Annotated in this window: 13 protein-coding genes; 6 read left to right on the top strand and 7 right to left on the bottom strand. The window is 74.1% G+C overall.

All coding sequences use genetic code 11. The features are described from left to right. Positions 1-2,903, top strand: a 2,903-nt coding sequence (locus ABT403_RS00315) for a D-alanyl-D-alanine carboxypeptidase (protein ID WP_351647379.1), incomplete at its 5' end; no start/stop codon positions are given. A 48-nt stretch (positions 2,904-2,951) separates the two neighbouring features. Here ABT403_RS00315 and ABT403_RS00310 read toward each other — a convergent pair. Then, on the bottom strand, positions 2,952-3,530 hold the full coding sequence (locus ABT403_RS00310; protein ID WP_344167908.1) for a helix-turn-helix domain-containing protein: 579 nt from the start codon (positions 3,528-3,530) through the stop codon (positions 2,952-2,954). A 141-nt stretch (positions 3,531-3,671) separates the two neighbouring features. On the opposite strand from ABT403_RS00310, the gene ABT403_RS00305 reads away from it, so the two are divergent. The 5 genes from ABT403_RS00305 (at position 3,672) to ABT403_RS00285 (ending at position 9,401) form a co-directional block, all read left to right on the top strand. Continuing rightward, complete coding sequence (locus ABT403_RS00305; RefSeq protein WP_344167911.1) at positions 3,672-4,439, top strand: ABC transporter permease; 768 nt, start codon at positions 3,672-3,674, stop codon at positions 4,437-4,439. Then, positions 4,436-5,155: an ABC transporter ATP-binding protein gene (locus tag ABT403_RS00300; RefSeq protein WP_344167914.1), complete on the top strand. Its 720-nt coding sequence runs from the start codon at positions 4,436-4,438 to the stop codon at positions 5,153-5,155. Before ABT403_RS00305 ends, ABT403_RS00300 begins: the two co-directional genes overlap by 4 nt. Before the next feature lie 262 nt (positions 5,156-5,417). Then, positions 5,418-6,434: an ABC transporter substrate-binding protein gene (locus ABT403_RS00295; protein ID WP_344167917.1), complete on the top strand. Its 1,017-nt coding sequence runs from the start codon at positions 5,418-5,420 to the stop codon at positions 6,432-6,434. A 31-nt stretch (positions 6,435-6,465) separates the two neighbouring features. After that, on the top strand, positions 6,466-7,575 hold the full coding sequence (locus ABT403_RS00290; protein ID WP_344167921.1) for an aryl-sulfate sulfotransferase: 1,110 nt from the start codon (positions 6,466-6,468) through the stop codon (positions 7,573-7,575). 239 nt (positions 7,576-7,814) lie between these two features. Continuing rightward, entirely contained in the window at positions 7,815-9,401 is a 1,587-nt protein-coding gene (locus ABT403_RS00285) for a phospholipase D-like domain-containing protein (RefSeq protein ID WP_344167924.1), read from the top strand. A 19-nt stretch (positions 9,402-9,420) separates the two neighbouring features. Here ABT403_RS00285 and ABT403_RS00280 read toward each other — a convergent pair whose 3' ends face one another. The 6 genes from ABT403_RS00280 to ABT403_RS00255 all read right to left on the bottom strand — a co-directional run bounded on the left by ABT403_RS00280 (position 9,421) and on the right by ABT403_RS00255 (position 16,880). Beyond that, the gene (locus ABT403_RS00280; RefSeq protein ID WP_344167927.1) at positions 9,421-9,810 is read right to left on the bottom strand and encodes a hypothetical protein; all 390 of its coding nucleotides are present in this window, start codon (positions 9,808-9,810) and stop codon (positions 9,421-9,423) included. Between the two features lie 330 nt (positions 9,811-10,140). After that, on the bottom strand, positions 10,141-11,064 hold the full coding sequence (locus tag ABT403_RS00275; protein WP_344167930.1) for a MurR/RpiR family transcriptional regulator: 924 nt from the start codon (positions 11,062-11,064) through the stop codon (positions 10,141-10,143). A gap of 131 nt (positions 11,065-11,195) precedes the next feature. Beyond that, positions 11,196-11,996, bottom strand: a complete 801-nt coding sequence (locus ABT403_RS00270) for a hypothetical protein (protein WP_344167933.1) — start codon at positions 11,994-11,996, stop codon at positions 11,196-11,198. After that, positions 11,996-13,261, bottom strand: a complete 1,266-nt coding sequence (locus ABT403_RS00265) for a VWA domain-containing protein (RefSeq protein ID WP_344167936.1) — start codon at positions 13,259-13,261, stop codon at positions 11,996-11,998. Before ABT403_RS00265 ends, ABT403_RS00270 begins: the two co-directional genes overlap by 1 nt. Positions 13,262-13,371: 110 nt before the next feature. Further along, positions 13,372-14,568 carry a cytochrome P450 family protein gene (locus ABT403_RS00260; protein WP_344167939.1) on the bottom strand — a complete coding sequence of 399 codons (1,197 nt, stop codon included), beginning with the start codon at positions 14,566-14,568 and terminating at the stop codon, positions 13,372-13,374. Positions 14,569-14,651: 83 nt separating this feature from the next. Then, entirely contained in the window at positions 14,652-16,880 is a 2,229-nt protein-coding gene (locus ABT403_RS00255) for a HelD family protein (protein ID WP_344168426.1), read from the bottom strand. Positions 16,881-16,942 lie beyond the last annotated feature (62 nt).

Genomic DNA, 16,942 nt, shown 5'->3' with positions numbered 1-16,942 from the left:
ACGCGGACACCCCGACCGGGCAGAAGCCCGCCGAGGCCCACACCGGACGGGAACAGACCAGTGCCAAGGCCCTGACCGGGCGGGAAGAGGCCGACGCGGACACCCCGACCGGGCAGAAGCCCGCCGAGGCCCACACCGGACGGGAACAGACCAGTGCCAAGGCCCTGACCGGGCGGGAAGAGGCCGACACCGATACCCCGACCGGGCAGAAGCCCACCGAGGCCCTCACCGGACGGGAACAGACCGGTGCCGAGGCCCTGGCCGGGCGGGAAGAGGCCGACACGGATACCCCGACCGGGCGGAAGCCCGCCGAGGCCCACACCGGGCTGGAGGACGCCGACAGCGACGACGCGGCAGGGCGGGAGCGCGCCGATGCCGAGGCGCCGGCCGGGGCGGAGCCGGGGTCCGGTGCCGCTTCCGGGAACGCTTCGGACGGAGGGGAGGCCGAAGGCGGGTCCGCGAACGCGGGTTCCGCCGTGCGGAAGGCCCCGGACGGCGGGGAACCCCTGGGCGCTGACGGTGCCCCAGGGGCGCGCACCCCCGAACGCCATGCCTCGGCCAAGGCCGAAGCCGCCGACGGCGATGCCCGTCCGACGGAGGCCGGTGCCCTCTCCCGGGAGGCGGAGCCGGCCAGCGAGGAGGGCCCTGCCGACGACCGCTCTGAGCCCGTAAGCGCGGACGCCCCCTCCGGGATGGGCGGCTCCCCCGCTGCGCGAGCCGACGCCCCGGACGCCGAGGAACCGGCCGAGCCGGACGGTGCGGAGGCCGAGCCCGCGCCGCAGGGCGCCGATCGCAGTTCGGCGCAGGACGAGGTTCGCGGCGCGCGGGCCGGCGTCACCGGCCCGAAGGCCGCCGCTCAGGACGGCCCGGACGACACCGCATCCGCACGGCGCCCCTCGTGGGCGAAGCGGAACGACCGGCCGGAGGAGGACGACGTACGGCGCCCGGCTGCGGGCGAGAAGACCCCGGACGGGACGACCGGCCCGCAGGGCAAGAGCGACGCACCCGTACGCCGCCCCTCATGGGCGAAGGGCGGCGACCGGCCGGAGGTGGACGACGCCCCGGCGGGGGCGCGAGCCCCGGGCGAGAGCGGCGCGGCCACGCCGCGTCCCGAGGCCGGCGAGCCCGCGGACGGGCCCGGCGGCCGGCAGCTGGTGGAAGGGGACGAGGCACCCGCAGGGCAGAAGCCGAAGGGCGCGGACCGTGCCGCCGAGGAGCCGGCCGGCCCCCGGCAGACGTCGACGCAGGACGACGCACCCAGCAGGCGCGCACCGAAGGACCCGGGCCACGATCCCGAGAAGCCCACGGGCTCCCGGCAGGGCACGGCGCGGGACGACGCACCCGCCCGGCCCGCGCCCAAGGACCCGGACACCGACCGCGCGCCCGACACCCAGAACCGGCAAGCGTCGGCGCAGGGTGGGAAGGCTGCCCGGACCGCGCCCAAGGGGCCGGGGGCCGGCAGGGAGGAGGCCGAGGGGGCGGCCGTCGCTCGTGCGGTGGTGCGGGCGGACGACCCCGAGCGGACCAGTGAGTTCGTCGCGCTCAAGGACCCCCGCCCCGCCGCCGTTCCGCAGGTCCTCGAGCCCACCCGGGAGACCCCCCGCCCGCCCCTCGAACTGCTCGCCGAGCTCACCAACACCGCTCCCCCGCCGGAGACCCCGCGCCGCACCCTCACGCGCCGCGTCAAGGTGTGGACCCCGATCGTGCTGCTGCTCGGCGGTGCCGTCGTCGGAGCCCAGATGCTGCGCCCGCTCCCGGCCCCTCGGCTGGTCGCCGCGCAGGACTCCGTCACCCTCGACGGCACGCTGTCCATCCCCTGGCCGGCCAAGGGCCAGGGAGCCGTCCGCGTCTCGGGCTCCGGCGACGTCGCCACCTTCGGCGAGCAGAAGCCGACGCCGACGGCCAGCGTGGCGAAGGCGATGACGGCGTACCTCATCCTCAAGAACCATCCCCTGCGCAAGGGCGAACAGGGTCCCCAGATCGAGATCGACGCGCAGGCGGCGACCGAGAGCGCCTCCGAGGACGAGTCGCGGATCAAGTCCCTCAAAGCCGGGCAGCAGTTCAGCCAGCGGGAGATGCTCGAGATGGTGATGCTGCCTTCCGCGAACAACATCGCCCGCCTGCTGGCCCGTTGGGACGGCGGAAGCGGCGGGGAGGCCGCCTTCGTCGCGAAGATGAACGCGGCCGCCGGGGAACTGGGGATGCGGGACACCACGTACACCGATCCCAGCGGCCTGAACGCCACCACCGTCAGCACCGCCGTCGACCAGCTCAAGCTCGCCGAAGCGGCGATGCAGGACGAGATGTTCCGCACGATCGTGGCGACGACGGACAAGACGGTCAAGGGAGTGGAGCCGCTCAGGAACAGCAACAAGCTGCTCTGGGACAAGAGCCTGGGCAACAGGGGCATCAAGACGGGGTCCAGCACCGCCGCCGGCGGCACCCTGGTGTGGGCCGCGGACAAGCAGGTCGGCGAGGAGAAGCCGCTGATCCTCGGCGCGCTGATGGACCAGCACGTGGACGGTCCGGACCCCCAGGCCCTGCGCAGCCTCGACCTGGTGCTCAAGAACAGCGGCACGATCATCGAAGCCGTCCGCAAGGCCCTCGCCTCCACCCCCGTGATCCACAAGGGCCAGACCGTCGGCCACGTCTCCGACGGACTCGGCGGCCGGACCCCGCTCGTGGCGACGAAGGACCTCTCGGTGATCGGCGTACCGGGCCAGAAGCTGCGGCTCACGCTCGGGACGGCCGGCGGCAAGTCCGTGCCGCACGAGGCCAAGGCGGGCACCGAGGTGGCGGTGCTGACGGTGGGCGACGGCCCGGGCGCGAAGACCGTCCCGGTGGCGGTGGGCAAGCGGCTCGCGGAGCCTTCCTTCGGCACCCGGGTCACCCGCGTCTCGTGACGGAGGACCGACCGAAGACCAGGGGCGCGTCGCGGCGGCGGCGCGCCCCTACGGGTTCGCGATGACCAGCAGGGTGCGGGCCGGGGTGGCGCCCTCGGGGAGGACGCAGCGGTGGGGGACATCGCCCCGGTGGTGGGCGCTCTGGCCCGCGCGGAGGGTGAGCGGGGCCTCGCCCCGTACCTCCAGGACGACTTCGCCCTCCAGGACGTAGAGGAAGTCCTCGCCGGGGTGCTCGAACCAGCCCCGCTCTCCCTGCCCGGGCTCGAAGTGGTGCTCGTACGCCTCCATCAGGCCGCTGCGGCCGCCCGGGATGAGGACCCGGGCCACCTGGCCGGCGGCCTCGGAGACCCGGATGACCTGGGGGTCGCTCTCGTGGCTGATCACGCCCGGGCGGACCGGGGGGCGCAGGAAGGTGCCGGGGGTCACGTCGAGGGCCTCGGCGATGCGGTAGATCGAGCTGAGGCTGGGCGTGGCCAGGCCGCGTTCCAGCTGGCTGAGGAAGGGCTGCGAGAGCCCTGAGCGGGCGGCCAGTACGGCCATGGAGACGCGGCGTGCCGTGCGGCAGTCGCGGATCGCCTGGCCGACCTCTATCGCTTCGGGCGTGGGTTCGGTGCGGAGTCGGGACACGCTGGCGAACGTACCCCATCGGTTTCGGGGGCCCGGGCGAGCGCCACAGGTTTCGTACTGCTGAAACAGCCCGTTCATAAGTGTGGTCAATTATTGATCTCACTTATCAAAGGCCGTCGGAACGATCCGAGGAGTACTCCCGTGCAAGCCACCCCATCCCCCGCCGGGCGGGTCGGTCCCGCCCTGGGCGCGGCCGGCGCCGTGCTGGCGCTCTGGTCGCTGGCCGCCTGGTCCGGTGCGGTGGCCCCGGGTCTGCTGCCCGGCCCCGCCGCCACCGCGGTCGCGCTGGCCGACGGCGTCCGCAGCGGCGTGCTCGTCTCCGACCTCGCCGCGAGCCTGGCCCGCGCGGGCCAGGGTTTCACGCTGGGCGCGGCCGTCGGTGGCGCGCTCGGGTTCGCCACCGGGTACCTGCCGAGGCTCTCGGCGGCCGTCACCCCGGTGGTCTCCTTCCTCCGCCCGATCCCGGCCATCGCGCTGGTACCGCTCGCGACGGCCTGGTTCGGCATCGGCGAGAGCGCGAAGCGGCTGCTGATCGCGTACGCCGTGGCCCTCGCGGTCTGGCTGTACGTCCACGACGGGGTCTCGCGGGTGCCGGTCTCGCACCTGCGGGCGGCCCGGTCGCTGGGGGCGCCGCTGCACCGGCGGTTCACCGAGGTGCTGCTGCCTGCCGCCGCGCCCGCGCTGCTGGCGGCGCTGCGCTACGGCGCCTCGGTGGCGCTGCTGGCGCTGGTCGCCGCCGAGCTGGGCGGTGCGGACAGCGGGCTGGCGTACCGGCTCCAGGTGGACGGCCAGTTCCTGCGGGTGGACCGGATGTTCGCGGGGCTGATCGTCCTCGGGCTGCTCGGTGTGGCCGCCGATCTCGTGCTGGCCGCCCTCGGGCGCCGCTTCGTGCACTGGAGCGCGTCATGAGCCTGGAGGTACGGCTGGAGGGGCTCTCGGTGGGGTACGCGGCCGCCGCGCCCGTGCTGGAGCCGACGGACCTGGTGTTCCCGGCGGGGTCGTTCACCGCCCTGCTGGGGCCCAGCGGCTGCGGGAAGTCGACGGTGCTGAACGCGGTGGCCGGCTTCGTACGGCCGACGGCGGGCCGGGTGACGGCCGGCTCCGCGCCGGTGCGGGAGCCGGGCCCCGAGCGGGGCGTGGTCTTCCAGCACTACGCGCTGTTCCCGTGGCGCACGGCCCTGGGCAACGTCGAGTTCGCGCTGAAGCGGCTCGGACTGCCGCGCCCGGAGCGCCGGGAGCGGGCGCTGGCCGCGCTGGAGGAGGTCGGGCTCGCGGAGGGCGCGCGCAAGTACCCGGCCGAGCTGTCGGGCGGTATGCAGCAGCGGGTGGCCCTGGCCCGCGCGCTCGCGGCGCGGCCCGAGGTCCTGCTGATGGACGAGCCGTTCGGGGCGCTGGACGCCCTGACGCGGGCCCGGATGCAGGAGCTGCTGCGGGAGCTGTGGCGGCGCAGCGGCACGACGGTGCTGTTCGTGACGCACGACATCGACGAGGCCCTCGCCCTGGCGGAGCGGGTGGTGGTTCTCGGCGGCTCCCCGGGCCGTGTCCTGGCGGACCACCCGGTACCGCCGGGCCCCCCGGACCCGTCCCTGCGGGCCCTGATCGCCGGACACCTGGGCGCCCCCTAAGCCCGCCGGAGCGGCCGGCCCGTCCCGCCGAACCCCGTACGGCGTCCGGCCCCGGCCGTGCCGGCCGTGCCCGGACCGCGCCACCCGTCCCACCGGGCGGACCGCACGGGCTTCCCGGGCCACCTCTGACCGCACCCCCTCACCACCCGATCCGCACCACCTCGCCACCCGCACCATCCGGGTGGTGAGAGCCGCCCCCCGCCGGTGGGACGCCCCCGTCCGCCGCGCTCCCCTTCCCCCACCCCCGAGAGGACCCTCTCCCATGCTCAGACCCCGTACGGCCGCCGCCGTGCTGCTCACCGCCGTCCTGTCCCTGTTCGCCACCGCCTGCGCGGGCGGCGGTGACGAAGGCGCCGGCGCCGGCGCGGGTTCCGGCGGGCGGCACCACGTCACCATCGCCGGGAGCGACCAGCTGGGCGGGGCGCCCGTGTACCTCGCGCAGGAGCGGGGGCTGTGGTCCGCCGACGGGGTCGAGGCCACCGTGACCACCCTGCCGACCGGGCGGGACGCCCTGAACGCCGTGCTCGGCGGGCAGGCGCGGTTCGGGGTCGTCGGCGACCTGCCCGCCGTCACGGCGGCGCTCGGCGGGCGGGACGTGCGCATCGTCGCGGAGCTGTCCCGGTTCTCGGACTGGCGGCTGCTCACCCGCACCGACCGCGAGGTCACCGGCTTCGCCGCGCTCAAGGGGCGCAAGGTCGGGGTCCCGCAGGGCACGAACGTCGAGTACGCCCTCAGCCGGATGCTCTCCTCGGCGGGGCTGACGGCCGCCGACGTGACGGTGGTCAACCTGGCCCCGAACCAGGTCACCGCCGCCCTCGCCCGCGGTGACGTCGACGCCGGGGTGACCTTCCCCAGCTTCTACGACGCCGCCCGCACCGCCCTCGGCGACCGTTACGCCGAGCTCCCCTTCTCCGGCTACACCGCCCGCACCCTGCTCGTCGCCGGCCCCGCCGCGGACGACGCGGCGGCCACCGCCGTCCTGCGTACGGTGCTGCGCGCGCGGCAGGCCGGCGATGCCGACCCGGCCGCCGCCCGCCGGGCGGTGGTCGCCCAGTCCAAGGGGGCGCTCCAGCCCGGCTACGTCGAGGCGTTCCAGCCCCGCTACGCCTACGGCCCGACCCTGTCCCCCGAACTCCTGGCGCAGCTGGCCGACGAGGCCGCCTGGGCCAAGGCCGCCCAGTCCCTTCCGGGCTCCGCCGACCGGCAGGCCCTGCGGGAGCGACTGCGCCCCGGCCCGCTCAAGGCGGCGGACCCCTCCGCCGTCACCCTCACCGACTGACACCCCGAAGAACGAGCAGAAGGAACACTCCATGACCGTCGACCAGAACACCCTGCGCCGGCGCGGCACCGGCCTGCGCGCCCACGACCCCGCCCGCAGCTACGGCGGCTACACCCTCTACACCCCCATCGCCGGGGACGGCCGGATCCACCTGGTGGACATCGAGGGCAAGCCCGCCCACACCTGGAACTCCCCGCACCCGCCCGGCCGCCAGGCCCAGCTGCTCCCGAACGGGAACCTCTTCTACGCGGCCAAGGACACCTCGGGCCCGAGCCTCTTCCCCATCTGGGACGTCTACCACGGCGGCATCTTCCAGGAGCTGGCCCCCGACTCGACGGTGCTGCGCGAGGTCCGCCACCCCTTCCACCACCACGACGCGTCGATCCTGCGCAACGGGAACCTGCTCATCTCCACCGTCGAGCCCCTCGACCCGGCCGACGCCGCCCGCATCCGCGGCGGCATCCCGGGCTCGGAGGCGGCCGGCGGGGTGATCTACGGGGACGTGGTGCTGGAGCTGACCTGGGACGGCGAGGTGGTGTGGCGCTGGGCGGCGATCGAGCACCTGGACCCGGAGGAGGTGCCGCTGAACCCGCACTTCGCGCGGGAGCACTGGCCGATGGCCAACACCGTCAACGAACTGGCCGACGGCGGCATCGTGGTGGGCTTCCGCAGCGCCTCGACGGCCGTGGCCGTGGACCGGGCCGACGGCTCGGTGCGCTGGAGCATCGGCCCGGACGTGCTGGCCCAGCAGCACCACCCGCACGAGCTGCCGGGCGGCACCATCCTGGTCTTCGACAACGGGACGTATCGGGACACGACTTCGGTGCCGTACTCGCGGGTGCTGGAGCTGGATCCGGCCACGGGCGAGGAGGTGTGGTCGTACGAGGACAACCCGCCGCAGAACTTCTACAGCCCGTACATGTCCAGCGCGCAGCGGCTGCCGAACGGGAACACCTTCATCGCGGAGGGTTCCTTCGGGCGGCTCTTCGAGGTGACCCCGGAAGGGGACGTGGTCTGGGAGTTCGTGATCCCGGAGTTCGGCTCCTTCAGTGAGGGCACGGGCCTGGAGTCCTCGCGGGGTGCGCAGAACTCGGTGTTCCGCGCCTACCGATACGCCGCCGAGCAGCTTCCCTGGCTCTGACGGCCCCGGGCCGGAGGGCCGCGTTCCACCGGCGGGATCCGGACATCCGGGTCCCGCCGGGCGGCAGCCGGCCCGCCCGGCACGGCACCGGTGGCCGCCGGGCGGGGTGGCCGGAAGCAGACCAGAGGGGATGAACGGCACCTTACGGGCTGGTAACTTGCGCGAGTTGATCAAGGTCGGAACGGCTCCCTCCCGGCGCCCTCCGGCCCGAGCCACCCCCCCTTGACCGAGGAACCACATTGGCACGCACCGTCCGCACGACGGCCCTCTCGCTCGCTCTCCCCTTCGCCCTCCTGCCCGCCGCCCCGGCCTTCGCCGACTCCCCCACCCCGCACCTGGACTCCGTCGAGCAGGCCGTGCGCCAGGTCTCCCCGGGCCTGGAGGGCTCGGTCTGGGAGCGCACCTCCGGCAACCGCCTCGGCGCCTCCGCCCCCGGCGGCTCCGACTGGCTGCTCCAGTCGCCCGGCTGCTGGGGCGACGCCTCCTGCACGGACCGGCCGGGCTCGCGCCGGCTGCTCGACAAGATGCGCGAGGACATCTCGAAGGCGACGCGGAGCGTGGACATATCCACGCTGGCGCCGTTCCCCAACGGGGCCTTCCAGGACGCGATCACGGCCGGCCTGAAGGAGTCGGTGCGGCAGGGCAACCGCCTCCAGGTGCGCGTCCTGGTCGGCGCCGCGCCGATCTACCACGCCAACGTGATCCCGTCCTCCTACCGCGACGAGCTCATCGCGAAGCTGGGTCCGGCGGCGGCGAACGTCACCCTCAACGTGGCCTCGATGACCACCTCCAAGACCGGCTTCTCCTGGAACCACTCCAAGCTCGTGGTGGTCGACGGCGGCACGGTGATCACCGGCGGCATCAACAGCTGGAAGGACGACTACCTCGACACCACGCACCCGGTCAACGACGTCGACCTCGCGCTGACGGGCCCGGCGGCGGGGTCCGCCGGCCGCTACCTCGACACCCTGTGGGACTGGACCTGCCGCAACAAGAGCAGCTGGGCCAGCGTCTGGTTCGCCTCCTCGGGCGGCGCCGACTGCATGCCCACCCTCCCCCGGCCCGCCGCCCCGGCGGGCGGTGGCGACGTCCCGGCCCTCGCGGTCGGCGGCCTCGGCGTGGGCATCCGCCAGAACGACCCGGCCTCGGCGTTCAAGCCCGTCCTGCCGACCGCGTCCGACACCAAGTGCGGCGTCGGGGTGCACGACTACACCAACGCCGACCGGGACTACGACACGGTCAACCCCGAGGAGAGCGCCCTGCGCGCGCTGGTGGCGAGCGCGACCGGCCACATCGAGATCTCCCAGCAGGACGTCCACGCCACCTGCCCGCCGCTGCCCCGCTACGACGTCCGCCTCTACGACACGCTGGCCGCGAAGCTGGCGGCCGGGGTCAAGGTGCGCATCGTCGTGAGCGACCCGGCCAACCGCGGGGCGGTCGGCAGCGGCGGCTACTCCCAGATCAAGTCCCTGGGCGAGGTGAGCGACGCGCTGCGCGGCCGCCTGACGGCGCTGACCGGCGACGAGAGCGCGTCGAAGGCCGCCATGTGCCAGAACCTCCAGCTGGCGACCGCCCGCGCAGCGGACGCGCCGACGTGGGCGGACGGCAAGCCGTACGCCCAGCACCACAAGCTGGTCTCGGTGGACGACGCGGCCTTCTACATCGGTTCGAAGAACCTGTACCCGTCCTGGCTCCAGGACTTCGGCTACGTCGTGGAGAGCCCGGCCGCCGCGCGCCAGCTCAAGGACTCCCTGCTGACGCCGCAGTGGAAGTACTCGCAGGCGACCGCGGTGTACGACTACGCGCGCGGCCTCTGCCAGGGCTGACGGCCCGCGTGCCCCCGGGTCAGCGCTTGCGCTGGCCCGGGGTGGCCGCCAGCACCAGCGCCTCCGAGACCAGGCGCGCGCCCCGGGAGAGCCGGCCGAGCTGCTCCAGCTCGATGGCGTACATCCTGATCGTGTTCTCTATGACCGACTCGGCGACGCCCATGGTCGGCAGTTCGGCCCGGCTGGTGTGCAGGGCCACGCGCACCGCGCGCATCTCGTGCTGGAGCTGGAGCTGGACGTGCCGGGCGAGCAGGGCGTGGTGACGGGTCAGCGTCAGGTAGCTGCCGTAGCGGGCCGGGAGGAGGTCCCGCAGCCAGCGCGTGGCGCTGCGTTCCCAGTCGTGCGTACCGGGGGCCTTGACCTGGAGGGGCCAGTCCGGGCTGCGCGTGAGGGTGGCCGTCTGGGGCATCTCGTCACTTCCGAGGGGTGTGGAACTCTGATCGAGAGACTGAAGGGGGCGGCCTCGGCCCAGGGGTTGACCGAGGCCGCCAGGGGCGCTCCTCCGGGGATCCGTTAAGCCCTGACCCGGCACCCGGTCCCGCCGTGAGGAGGTTCGGCGTACTGAGTGCCCGTTCGAGGTGGACGCGGGGAACGTCCGCCTTGGCGTCGATGGGATCCGGAGCGCCTGCGTCAGTAAACATATATACCGTCGAGTAAGCAAGGGTATGAAAAATTTCATGCATGCCCGGGCAGTGAATATCCCCTGGTCAGCCCCGGCGTAACCGGGTGAAAATCGCCCCTACAGGAAGAAACCGTGCTGGTCCGCGGCCTGCTCGTACTGTTCGAGCCGCGCCTGGGTCCGCTCCGGGTCCGCGTCCGCCATCGCCTGGAGCAGGGCCGCGGAGAGCATGCCGGGGGCCGCGTAGGAGTCGAAGACCAGCCGCGACCCGGTGCCGGCGGTCAGCACCACGTCCGCCTCCTCCACCAGCGGGCCCACCGTGGGATCGGTGATCAGGACCACGCCCAGCCCCGCGCTGCGGGCCGCCCGCAGCGCGGCCAGGGTCTCGTTGGCGTGCCGGGGCATCGCGAAGGCCAGGACCCAGGCGCCGCCCGCCGCCCGCGACTGGAGCAGGGCGTCGTAGGCCACGCTGCCGCCCCGGGTCACCAGGCGCACGTCGGGGTGGATGCGGCGGGCGGCGTACGCGAAGTACTCGGCCAGGGAGACGGAGATCCGCAGGCCCAGCACGGTCAGCGGGACCGAGTGGGCCAGGTCGCGGCCGATGCCGAGGATCAGGTTCGTGTCGGCGAGCAGCCGCCGGACGTTCTCCAGGTTCTCGATCTCGGCGTCGACGGCGGCCTGGAGCTCGTTGTGACGGATCTGCTCCCGGGTGTCGGGGGTGCCGCCGGCCACCGCGCTCAGCGCCATCGGCTGGAGCACCTCGCGCAGGGCCGGATAGCCGCTGAACCCGAGGGAGGCCGCGAACCGGGTCACGGAGGGCTGGCTCACGCCGACCCGCTCCGCGAGCTCGGTGATGGAGAGGAACGCGGCCTCGGTGAGGTGGTCGATCAGGTACTGGGCGATCCGCCGCTGGCCCGGGGAGAGCCGGTGGCCGTCGAAGAGCGCCAGCAGCCGGTCGGCCGCCGGTTTCTCCCGCTCGGGCGGAGGGCTCTGACCGGGCGTGATCGCGGCCGCCTGCGCGCGTGCCTGCTGCCCCGATGACACCGGCGGCCTCCTTCTCACGTCACTCTTCCTCCAACATAGCCCACGCTCCGTGGCCGGATGATCGTCCCGCCACGGAGTGGACACCGCGCGCGTGCGCCGCACCGGTACGCGGGTACCGGTGCGGCGCGTGCTCAGCCCTGCGGCCGGGCCGGGCGGCCCGAACCCCGGGTCACGGAGTAGCCCCAGATGCCCGCGAGGGCCCCGAGCACTCCGCCCGCGGCGGTCCACAGCCAGCGGTCGGACCACCAGCCGCCGGACCAGCCGCCCTCCGGGGCCCGCGCCTCGCGCTGCTGCTCCGAGGCGCCCCCGATGCCCGGGACGAGCGGCTCGGCCAGGGCCGCGTCCACCGCCTGGGCCCCGCCGGTCTCCTTCACCTCGGCCTCGACCTGCGCCTTCACGGGCAGGCCGTGGTCGTCCTCGGGCACGCCGACGACCGTCAGCCGGACGTAGTAGCTGCCCGGGAGGGGGTCGTTCGACCAGGCCTCGGCCCCGGAGCGGACCGTGCGCAGGGTGCAGGAGAGCTCCACGGTGGCGGCCTCCTTGGCGGCCGCCACGTGCTGGTTGCCGTACGTGCAGGGCTGGCGTCGGCGCAGCCCGTCGTACAGGTCGAGCTGCCAGGTCTGCGCGCCGTGCCGGGCGGCGGACTCGGGGAGGGTCACCGTGGCCCGTACGGTGAGCCGCTGGCCGGTGTCGGCGGGCACCGCCCAGTACAGGTAGTCGCCGGTGGAGGCCGCGACGGTGGCCTTCTGGCCGGGCCGGAAGAGGGCCGCGGTACGGAAGCCGGTGCCGGCCTCGGTGGGCGCGGCGCCGTCCTTGCCGGTGCCCTTGCCCGCACTGGGGACCGGGCTCGGCGCCGCGACGGCGGCGGCCGCCGGGGCCAGCAGGGCCGCGCCCGCGAGCAGGGCGGCGGTCAGGGTGCGTACGGTACGCATCAGTTGGTCCTCCAGACGGAGATGCGCCAGCGCGAGATCCAGCCCCAGACCAGACCGGCGAGCAGGCCGGTGAGGACCAGCAGGCCGATCAGCCACCAGCCGCGGCCGAGGCCGAAGGAGGCCACGTCGGAGCCGTCGTCGGGGCCGTCGACCAGGTCGATCGTCAGCTCGACGGGCATACCGGGGGCGGTCTTGACGGCCGGTCCGGCGGAGAAGGAGTTGCTGACCTGGAGGCAGACGGTCTCGGGCTTGTCGGCCTCCTCCCCGTCCGCTTCGGCCTTCGGGTAGCGCAGCCCGGTGGAGATCGCGTCGGTGCGGCCGTCGCCGGCCTCGGACCCGCGGACGATCTCCCGGCCGTGGACGGTGGTCGCGCGCAGCAGGATCCCGTAGTCGTTGTTGACGGCCCGGTCGGCGCCGATGCTGACCGAGGCGCGCAGTTCCTGGCCGGGGCGGACGTCGACCTTGTACCAGCGGTGCTCGCCGAAGGTCTCACGGTCGCTGTAGAGGCCGGCCTTCAGCGCCGGGGCGTTCTCGCAGCTCTTGGCGCCCTCGGTGGCCACCGGGGTGACGACGGGGTCGGCGGCCCGGTCTACGAGCTGTCTGACCCTGCCGGAGAGTTCGGCGGTGTGCGCGACGGAGGTGTAGGTGCCTCCGGTGGCCTCCGCGATGCAGGTCAGCTGGGAGCGGGTCTTGGCGTCGGGGACGAGACCGAGGGTGTCCACGACGAGGTGGATGCCCTTGGCCGCGATCTCGCGGGCGACCTCGCAGGGGTCGAGCGGGGCGCAGGTGTCCTCGCCGTCGGTGATGAGCACGATGCGGCGGGTGGCGTTGCCGCCGTCGAGGTCCTGGGCGGCAGCTTGAAGGGCCGGGCCGATGGGGGTCCAGCCGGTGGGGGCGAGGGTGGCGACGGCGGTCTTGGCCTCGGTGCGGTTGACCGTGCCGACGGGGTAGAGCTGCTTGGTGTCCTTGCAGCCGAGCGCCCGGTCCTCGCCGGGGTAGGTGGCGCCCAGGGTCCTTATGCCCAGGCGGACTTCGTCGGGCACCGCGTCCAGGACCTCGTTGAAGGCCTGCTTCGCAGCGGACATCCGGGACTGGCCGTCGATGTCGTTGGCGCGCATGGAGCCGCTGACGTCGAGCACGAGCTCGACCTTGGGCGGCTCCTTGGCCGGCCCGTCGGCAGCGGCGGCGGTCTGCGGGAGGAGGCCCGCGGTCAAGGCGACGAACAGGCCGCAGGCCCCGGCCGCCAGCCGTTTTCTTGTGATCATCGCCGGATCGTATTGAGGATCCGGGCGGGAGGACAAACCGCGTTCGGTGACCGGGATCCGCCCCGGCCCGGCCGGTGCGGCCGGGCTGGGGCGCCTTCCTGACGGAGTGCCTACCAGCGGACCGGGAGGCGGCTCACCCCGTGCATCAGGGCTCCAGGGAGCCACTCCAGCGGACCGCCGTCGGGATCCAACGCCAGGTCCGGGAAGCGTTCCAGCAGGCCCCTGATGGCGATGCGGCCCTCCATCCGGGCGAGCGGGGCCCCGATGCAGAAGTGCAGTCCGTGCCCGAAGGCGAGGTGGCCGCCGGAGGGGCGGCGGATGTCGAACACGTCGGGCTCGGCGAAGCGGCCGGGGTCGCGGCCGGCTCCGGCCAGCGAGACCAGGACGGCCTGGCCGGCCGGGATGACCACCCCGCCGATCTCCACGTCCTCGGCGGTGTAGCGGTAGGTGGAGTTCTGCACCGGGCCGTCGTAGCGGAGCATCTCCTCGACGGCCCCGGCCAGCAGCCCGTCGTAGTCGGCGCGGAGGTCGGCGAGCTGGGCCGGGTGGGCGAGGAGGGCCCGGATGCCGTTGGAGATGAGGTTGACGGTGGTCTCGTGCCCGGCGACCAGGAGCAGGAAGGCCATGCCGATCAGCTCTTCCGGGGAGAGCTGGTCGCCGTCCTCGTCGCGGGTGCGGATCAGCGCGCTGAGCAGGTCGTCGCCGGGGGACGCGGCCTTGGTCGCGACGAGGTCCGTGAGGTAGGCGCTGAGCTGCCGGTGGGCCGTGTTGTCCAGGGTGCCGGGCTTGGGGGCGACGACGTCGTTGGACCACTCCCGGAAGCGCTCGCGGTCGAGGTCGGGGACGCCGAGCAGTTCGCAGATGACCGTCATGGGCAGCGGGAAGGCCAGGTCCCGGATCAGGTCGGCCGAGCGGTCGGGGCGGGCGGCCATGGCGTCCAGCAGTTCGCCGGTGATCTGCTGGACGCGCGGCCGCATCGCCTCCACCCGGCGGGCGGTGAACTCCCGGGCGACCAGGCGGCGCAGCCGGGTGTGGTGGGGCGGGTCGGATTCGAGCATGTTCGCGTTGGCGGCGGTGGGCTCGATCTCCGGGAACAGGTCGGTGGCGTGCCAGTCCTTGCGCAGGCCCGGGTGCGTCAGGGCCGCACGGGCCTCCTCGTAGCCGACGACGAGCCAGTACGGCTCGGACAGGCGGGTGTTCGGGTCGCTGATCAGGTGGACCGGCCCCGCCGCTCGCAGCTTCGCGAAGAAGGAGTGGGGGTCGGCGTCGAAGTCCGGGCTGAGGGGAACGATGTCCGATACAGGCATCTCGCCACACTACGACGGTGAACTCCCCCGGCGCCCAGGCGAATCCGGCCACTCGCCCCCGGCGAGTGGCCGGTCCTCGACGGTCAGCCGGTCCGGTCCGCGAGCCCGGCCGGGAGGCTGCCCGTGTGGACGACGCCCAGGTGCTGGGTCGCGCGGGTGAGGGCCACGTAGAGGTCGCTCGGCGGGAAGGCGGCCGGTTCCACCACGATCACGGTGTCGAATTCGAGCCCCTTGGCCTGGCGCGGGTCCAGCAGGACGACGGGGCGGGTGAGGTCCGGTTCCTCGCCCGCCCGCACGCCGGGCAGGACGGCGGCCAGCGACGGGTGCAGGGCGCGCGGGGCGATGACCGCGAGGCGCCCTTCGGCGGGGGCGGTGTCGCGTACGCCCTCGGCGACGGCGGCCGCCACGTCCCCGGTCTCGCGCACCCAGGGGCGTACGCCGGTGGAGCGCACCGAGCGGGGCGGTTCGAAGCCGGGGTGGTGGGCGCGGAGCACCGCGGCGGCCACCTCCATGATCTCGGCGGGCGTGCGGTAGTTGACGCCGAGCCGGACGCGTTCCCAGCGGTCGCCCACGTACGGGTCGAGGATCCGCTTCCAGGAGCCGCAGCCCGCCTCGTCGCCGGTCTGCGCCGGGTCGCCGACGAGGGTCATGGAGCGGGTGGGGCAGCGGCGCATCAGCAGCCGCCAGGCCATCTCGGACAGCTCCTGCGCTTCGTCGACGATGATGTGGCCGAAGGCCCAGGTGCGGTCGGCGGCGGCCCGTTCGGCGGTGGTGCGGTGGTCGGCCTCCTCGTGCCGCTCGGCCATCCGCTCGGCGTCGATCACGTCGTGGGCGGCGAGGTACTCCTTCTCGGTGTCCTCGAACTCGTAGGACTCCGAGCCCAGGGAGAGGTCGAGGACGCCCTGGGCGTAGGCGACGCGCTCCAGGCGGTCGCGTTCGGCGGCGGCCCGTTCGGCGGTGTCGTCGACGCCGAGGAGTTCGGCGGCCTCGTCGAGCAGCGGGACGTCGGCGGGGGTCCAGTCGTCCGTGGAGCGCCGGATCAGCGCGGCGTCCTCGCCGGAAAGGTGGGTGGGGTCGGCGAGGAAGTCGGAGACCAGCTGCCGGGGGGTCAGGTGCGGCCAGAGGGTGTCGATGGCGGCGTGCACCTCGGCGCTGGTGGCGATCTCCTTGCCGAGCTGGGCGACGTCGTCGGGGCCGAGCAGGTTGGGGCCGCCGTAGGGGTCGGCGCCGAGCCGGTCGGCGAGCTGCTCGGTGAGGGCGTCGATGACGGAGAACGCGAAGTAGGGGCGGGCCAGGTTGTGGGGCAGTCCGGTGGCACGGGCGCGGTCGCGGGCGGCGTGGGCCATGGTGCGGTCCAGCAGGAGGGTGCCGTAGTCGTCGTGGTCGATCTCCAGGGCGGGCTCGGGCACTTGGTCGTTGTCCTCCCCGCTGCCGGCGGGCACGCCCTCGGGAAGGGTCTGCCGGTCGGCGACGACCCGGGCGAGGACCCCGGCCATGGCGGCGCGGCCCTTGACCTCGGCGGCTCCGGGCCGGTCGGTGCCGGTGGCGCGCAGGCCCGGGAAGAGGTCGCCGGGCGCCGCGAGGAGCACCCCGGTCTCGCCGAGGGAGGGCAGCACCTCGCCGATGTAGCCGAGGAAGGCGGGGTTGGGGCCGACGATGAGCACGCCGCGCTTGCCGAGGAGCTCGCGCTGGGCGTAGAGGAGGTAGGCGGCCCGGTGCAGGGCGACGGCGGTCTTGCCGGTGCCGGGGCCGCCCTCGACGACCAGGACGCCCTGGTGCGGGGAGCGGATGACGCGGTCCTGCTCGGCCTGGATGGTCCGCACGATGTCGTGCATGCGGCCGGTGCGGGCGGCGTCGAGCGCGGCGAGGAGCACGGCGTCCGCGTCGGCGCCCTCGTAGCCGGTGCGCTCGGTGTCGGCGAGGTCGAGGATCTCGTCGTGCAGGGCGGTGACCTCGCGGCCCCGGGTGGTGATGTGGCGCCGGCGGCGCAGGCCCATCGGGACGTGCCCGGTCGCGAGGTAGAAGGGGCGGGCGACGTCGGCGCGCCAGTCGAGGACGAGCGGGGTGCGTTCCGCGTCGTCCCGTCTGATTCCGATGCGGCCGATGTGGTGGTCGCGGCCGTCGGAGAACTCCAGGCGGCCGAAACAGAGACCGTGTTCGGCGGCGTTCAGGGCGGAAAGCAGTCCGGACTGCTCGGCGACCATCACGTCGCGTTCCAGCCGCGCCTGGAATCCGTTGCCGTTCGCGGCCAGGGCGCCCTTGACGGCGTGTTCGGCCTTGTCCCGCAGGTCTTCGAGGCGCGCGTAGAGCATGTCGATGAATTGCTGCTCGCTCTGGAATTCCTTGTTTGACAATTTCGCTCCCTGCGCGATAC

Source organism: Streptomyces sp. NPDC000075 (assembly GCF_040301925.1).
In the GTDB taxonomy this organism is placed as follows: Bacteria; Actinomycetota; Actinomycetes; order Streptomycetales; family Streptomycetaceae; genus Streptomyces; species Streptomyces polychromogenes.
The sequence above is the reverse complement of the archived record's forward strand: the minus strand, read 5'-3'. Positions and strand labels throughout refer to the sequence as shown.

Bases quoted from the DNA above. Each gene is read 5' to 3' on its own strand.
- ABT403_RS00265 (WP_344167936.1), bottom strand. From the start codon at position 13,261: ATGATCACAAGAAAACGGCTGGCGGCCGGGGCCTGCGGCCTGTTCGTC.
- ABT403_RS00260 (WP_344167939.1), bottom strand. From the start codon at position 14,568: ATGCCTGTATCGGACATCGTTCCCCTCAGCCCGGACTTCGACGCCGAC.
- ABT403_RS00290 (WP_344167921.1), top strand. From the start codon at position 6,466: ATGACCGTCGACCAGAACACCCTGCGCCGGCGCGGCACCGGCCTGCGC.
- ABT403_RS00300 (WP_344167914.1), top strand. From the start codon at position 4,436: ATGAGCCTGGAGGTACGGCTGGAGGGGCTCTCGGTGGGGTACGCGGCC.
- ABT403_RS00295 (WP_344167917.1), top strand. From the start codon at position 5,418: ATGCTCAGACCCCGTACGGCCGCCGCCGTGCTGCTCACCGCCGTCCTG.
- ABT403_RS00255 (WP_344168426.1), bottom strand. From the start codon at position 16,880: ATGCTCTACGCGCGCCTCGAAGACCTGCGGGACAAGGCCGAACACGCC.
- ABT403_RS00270 (WP_344167933.1), bottom strand. From the start codon at position 11,996: ATGCGTACCGTACGCACCCTGACCGCCGCCCTGCTCGCGGGCGCGGCC.
- ABT403_RS00280 (WP_344167927.1), bottom strand. From the start codon at position 9,810: ATGCCCCAGACGGCCACCCTCACGCGCAGCCCGGACTGGCCCCTCCAG.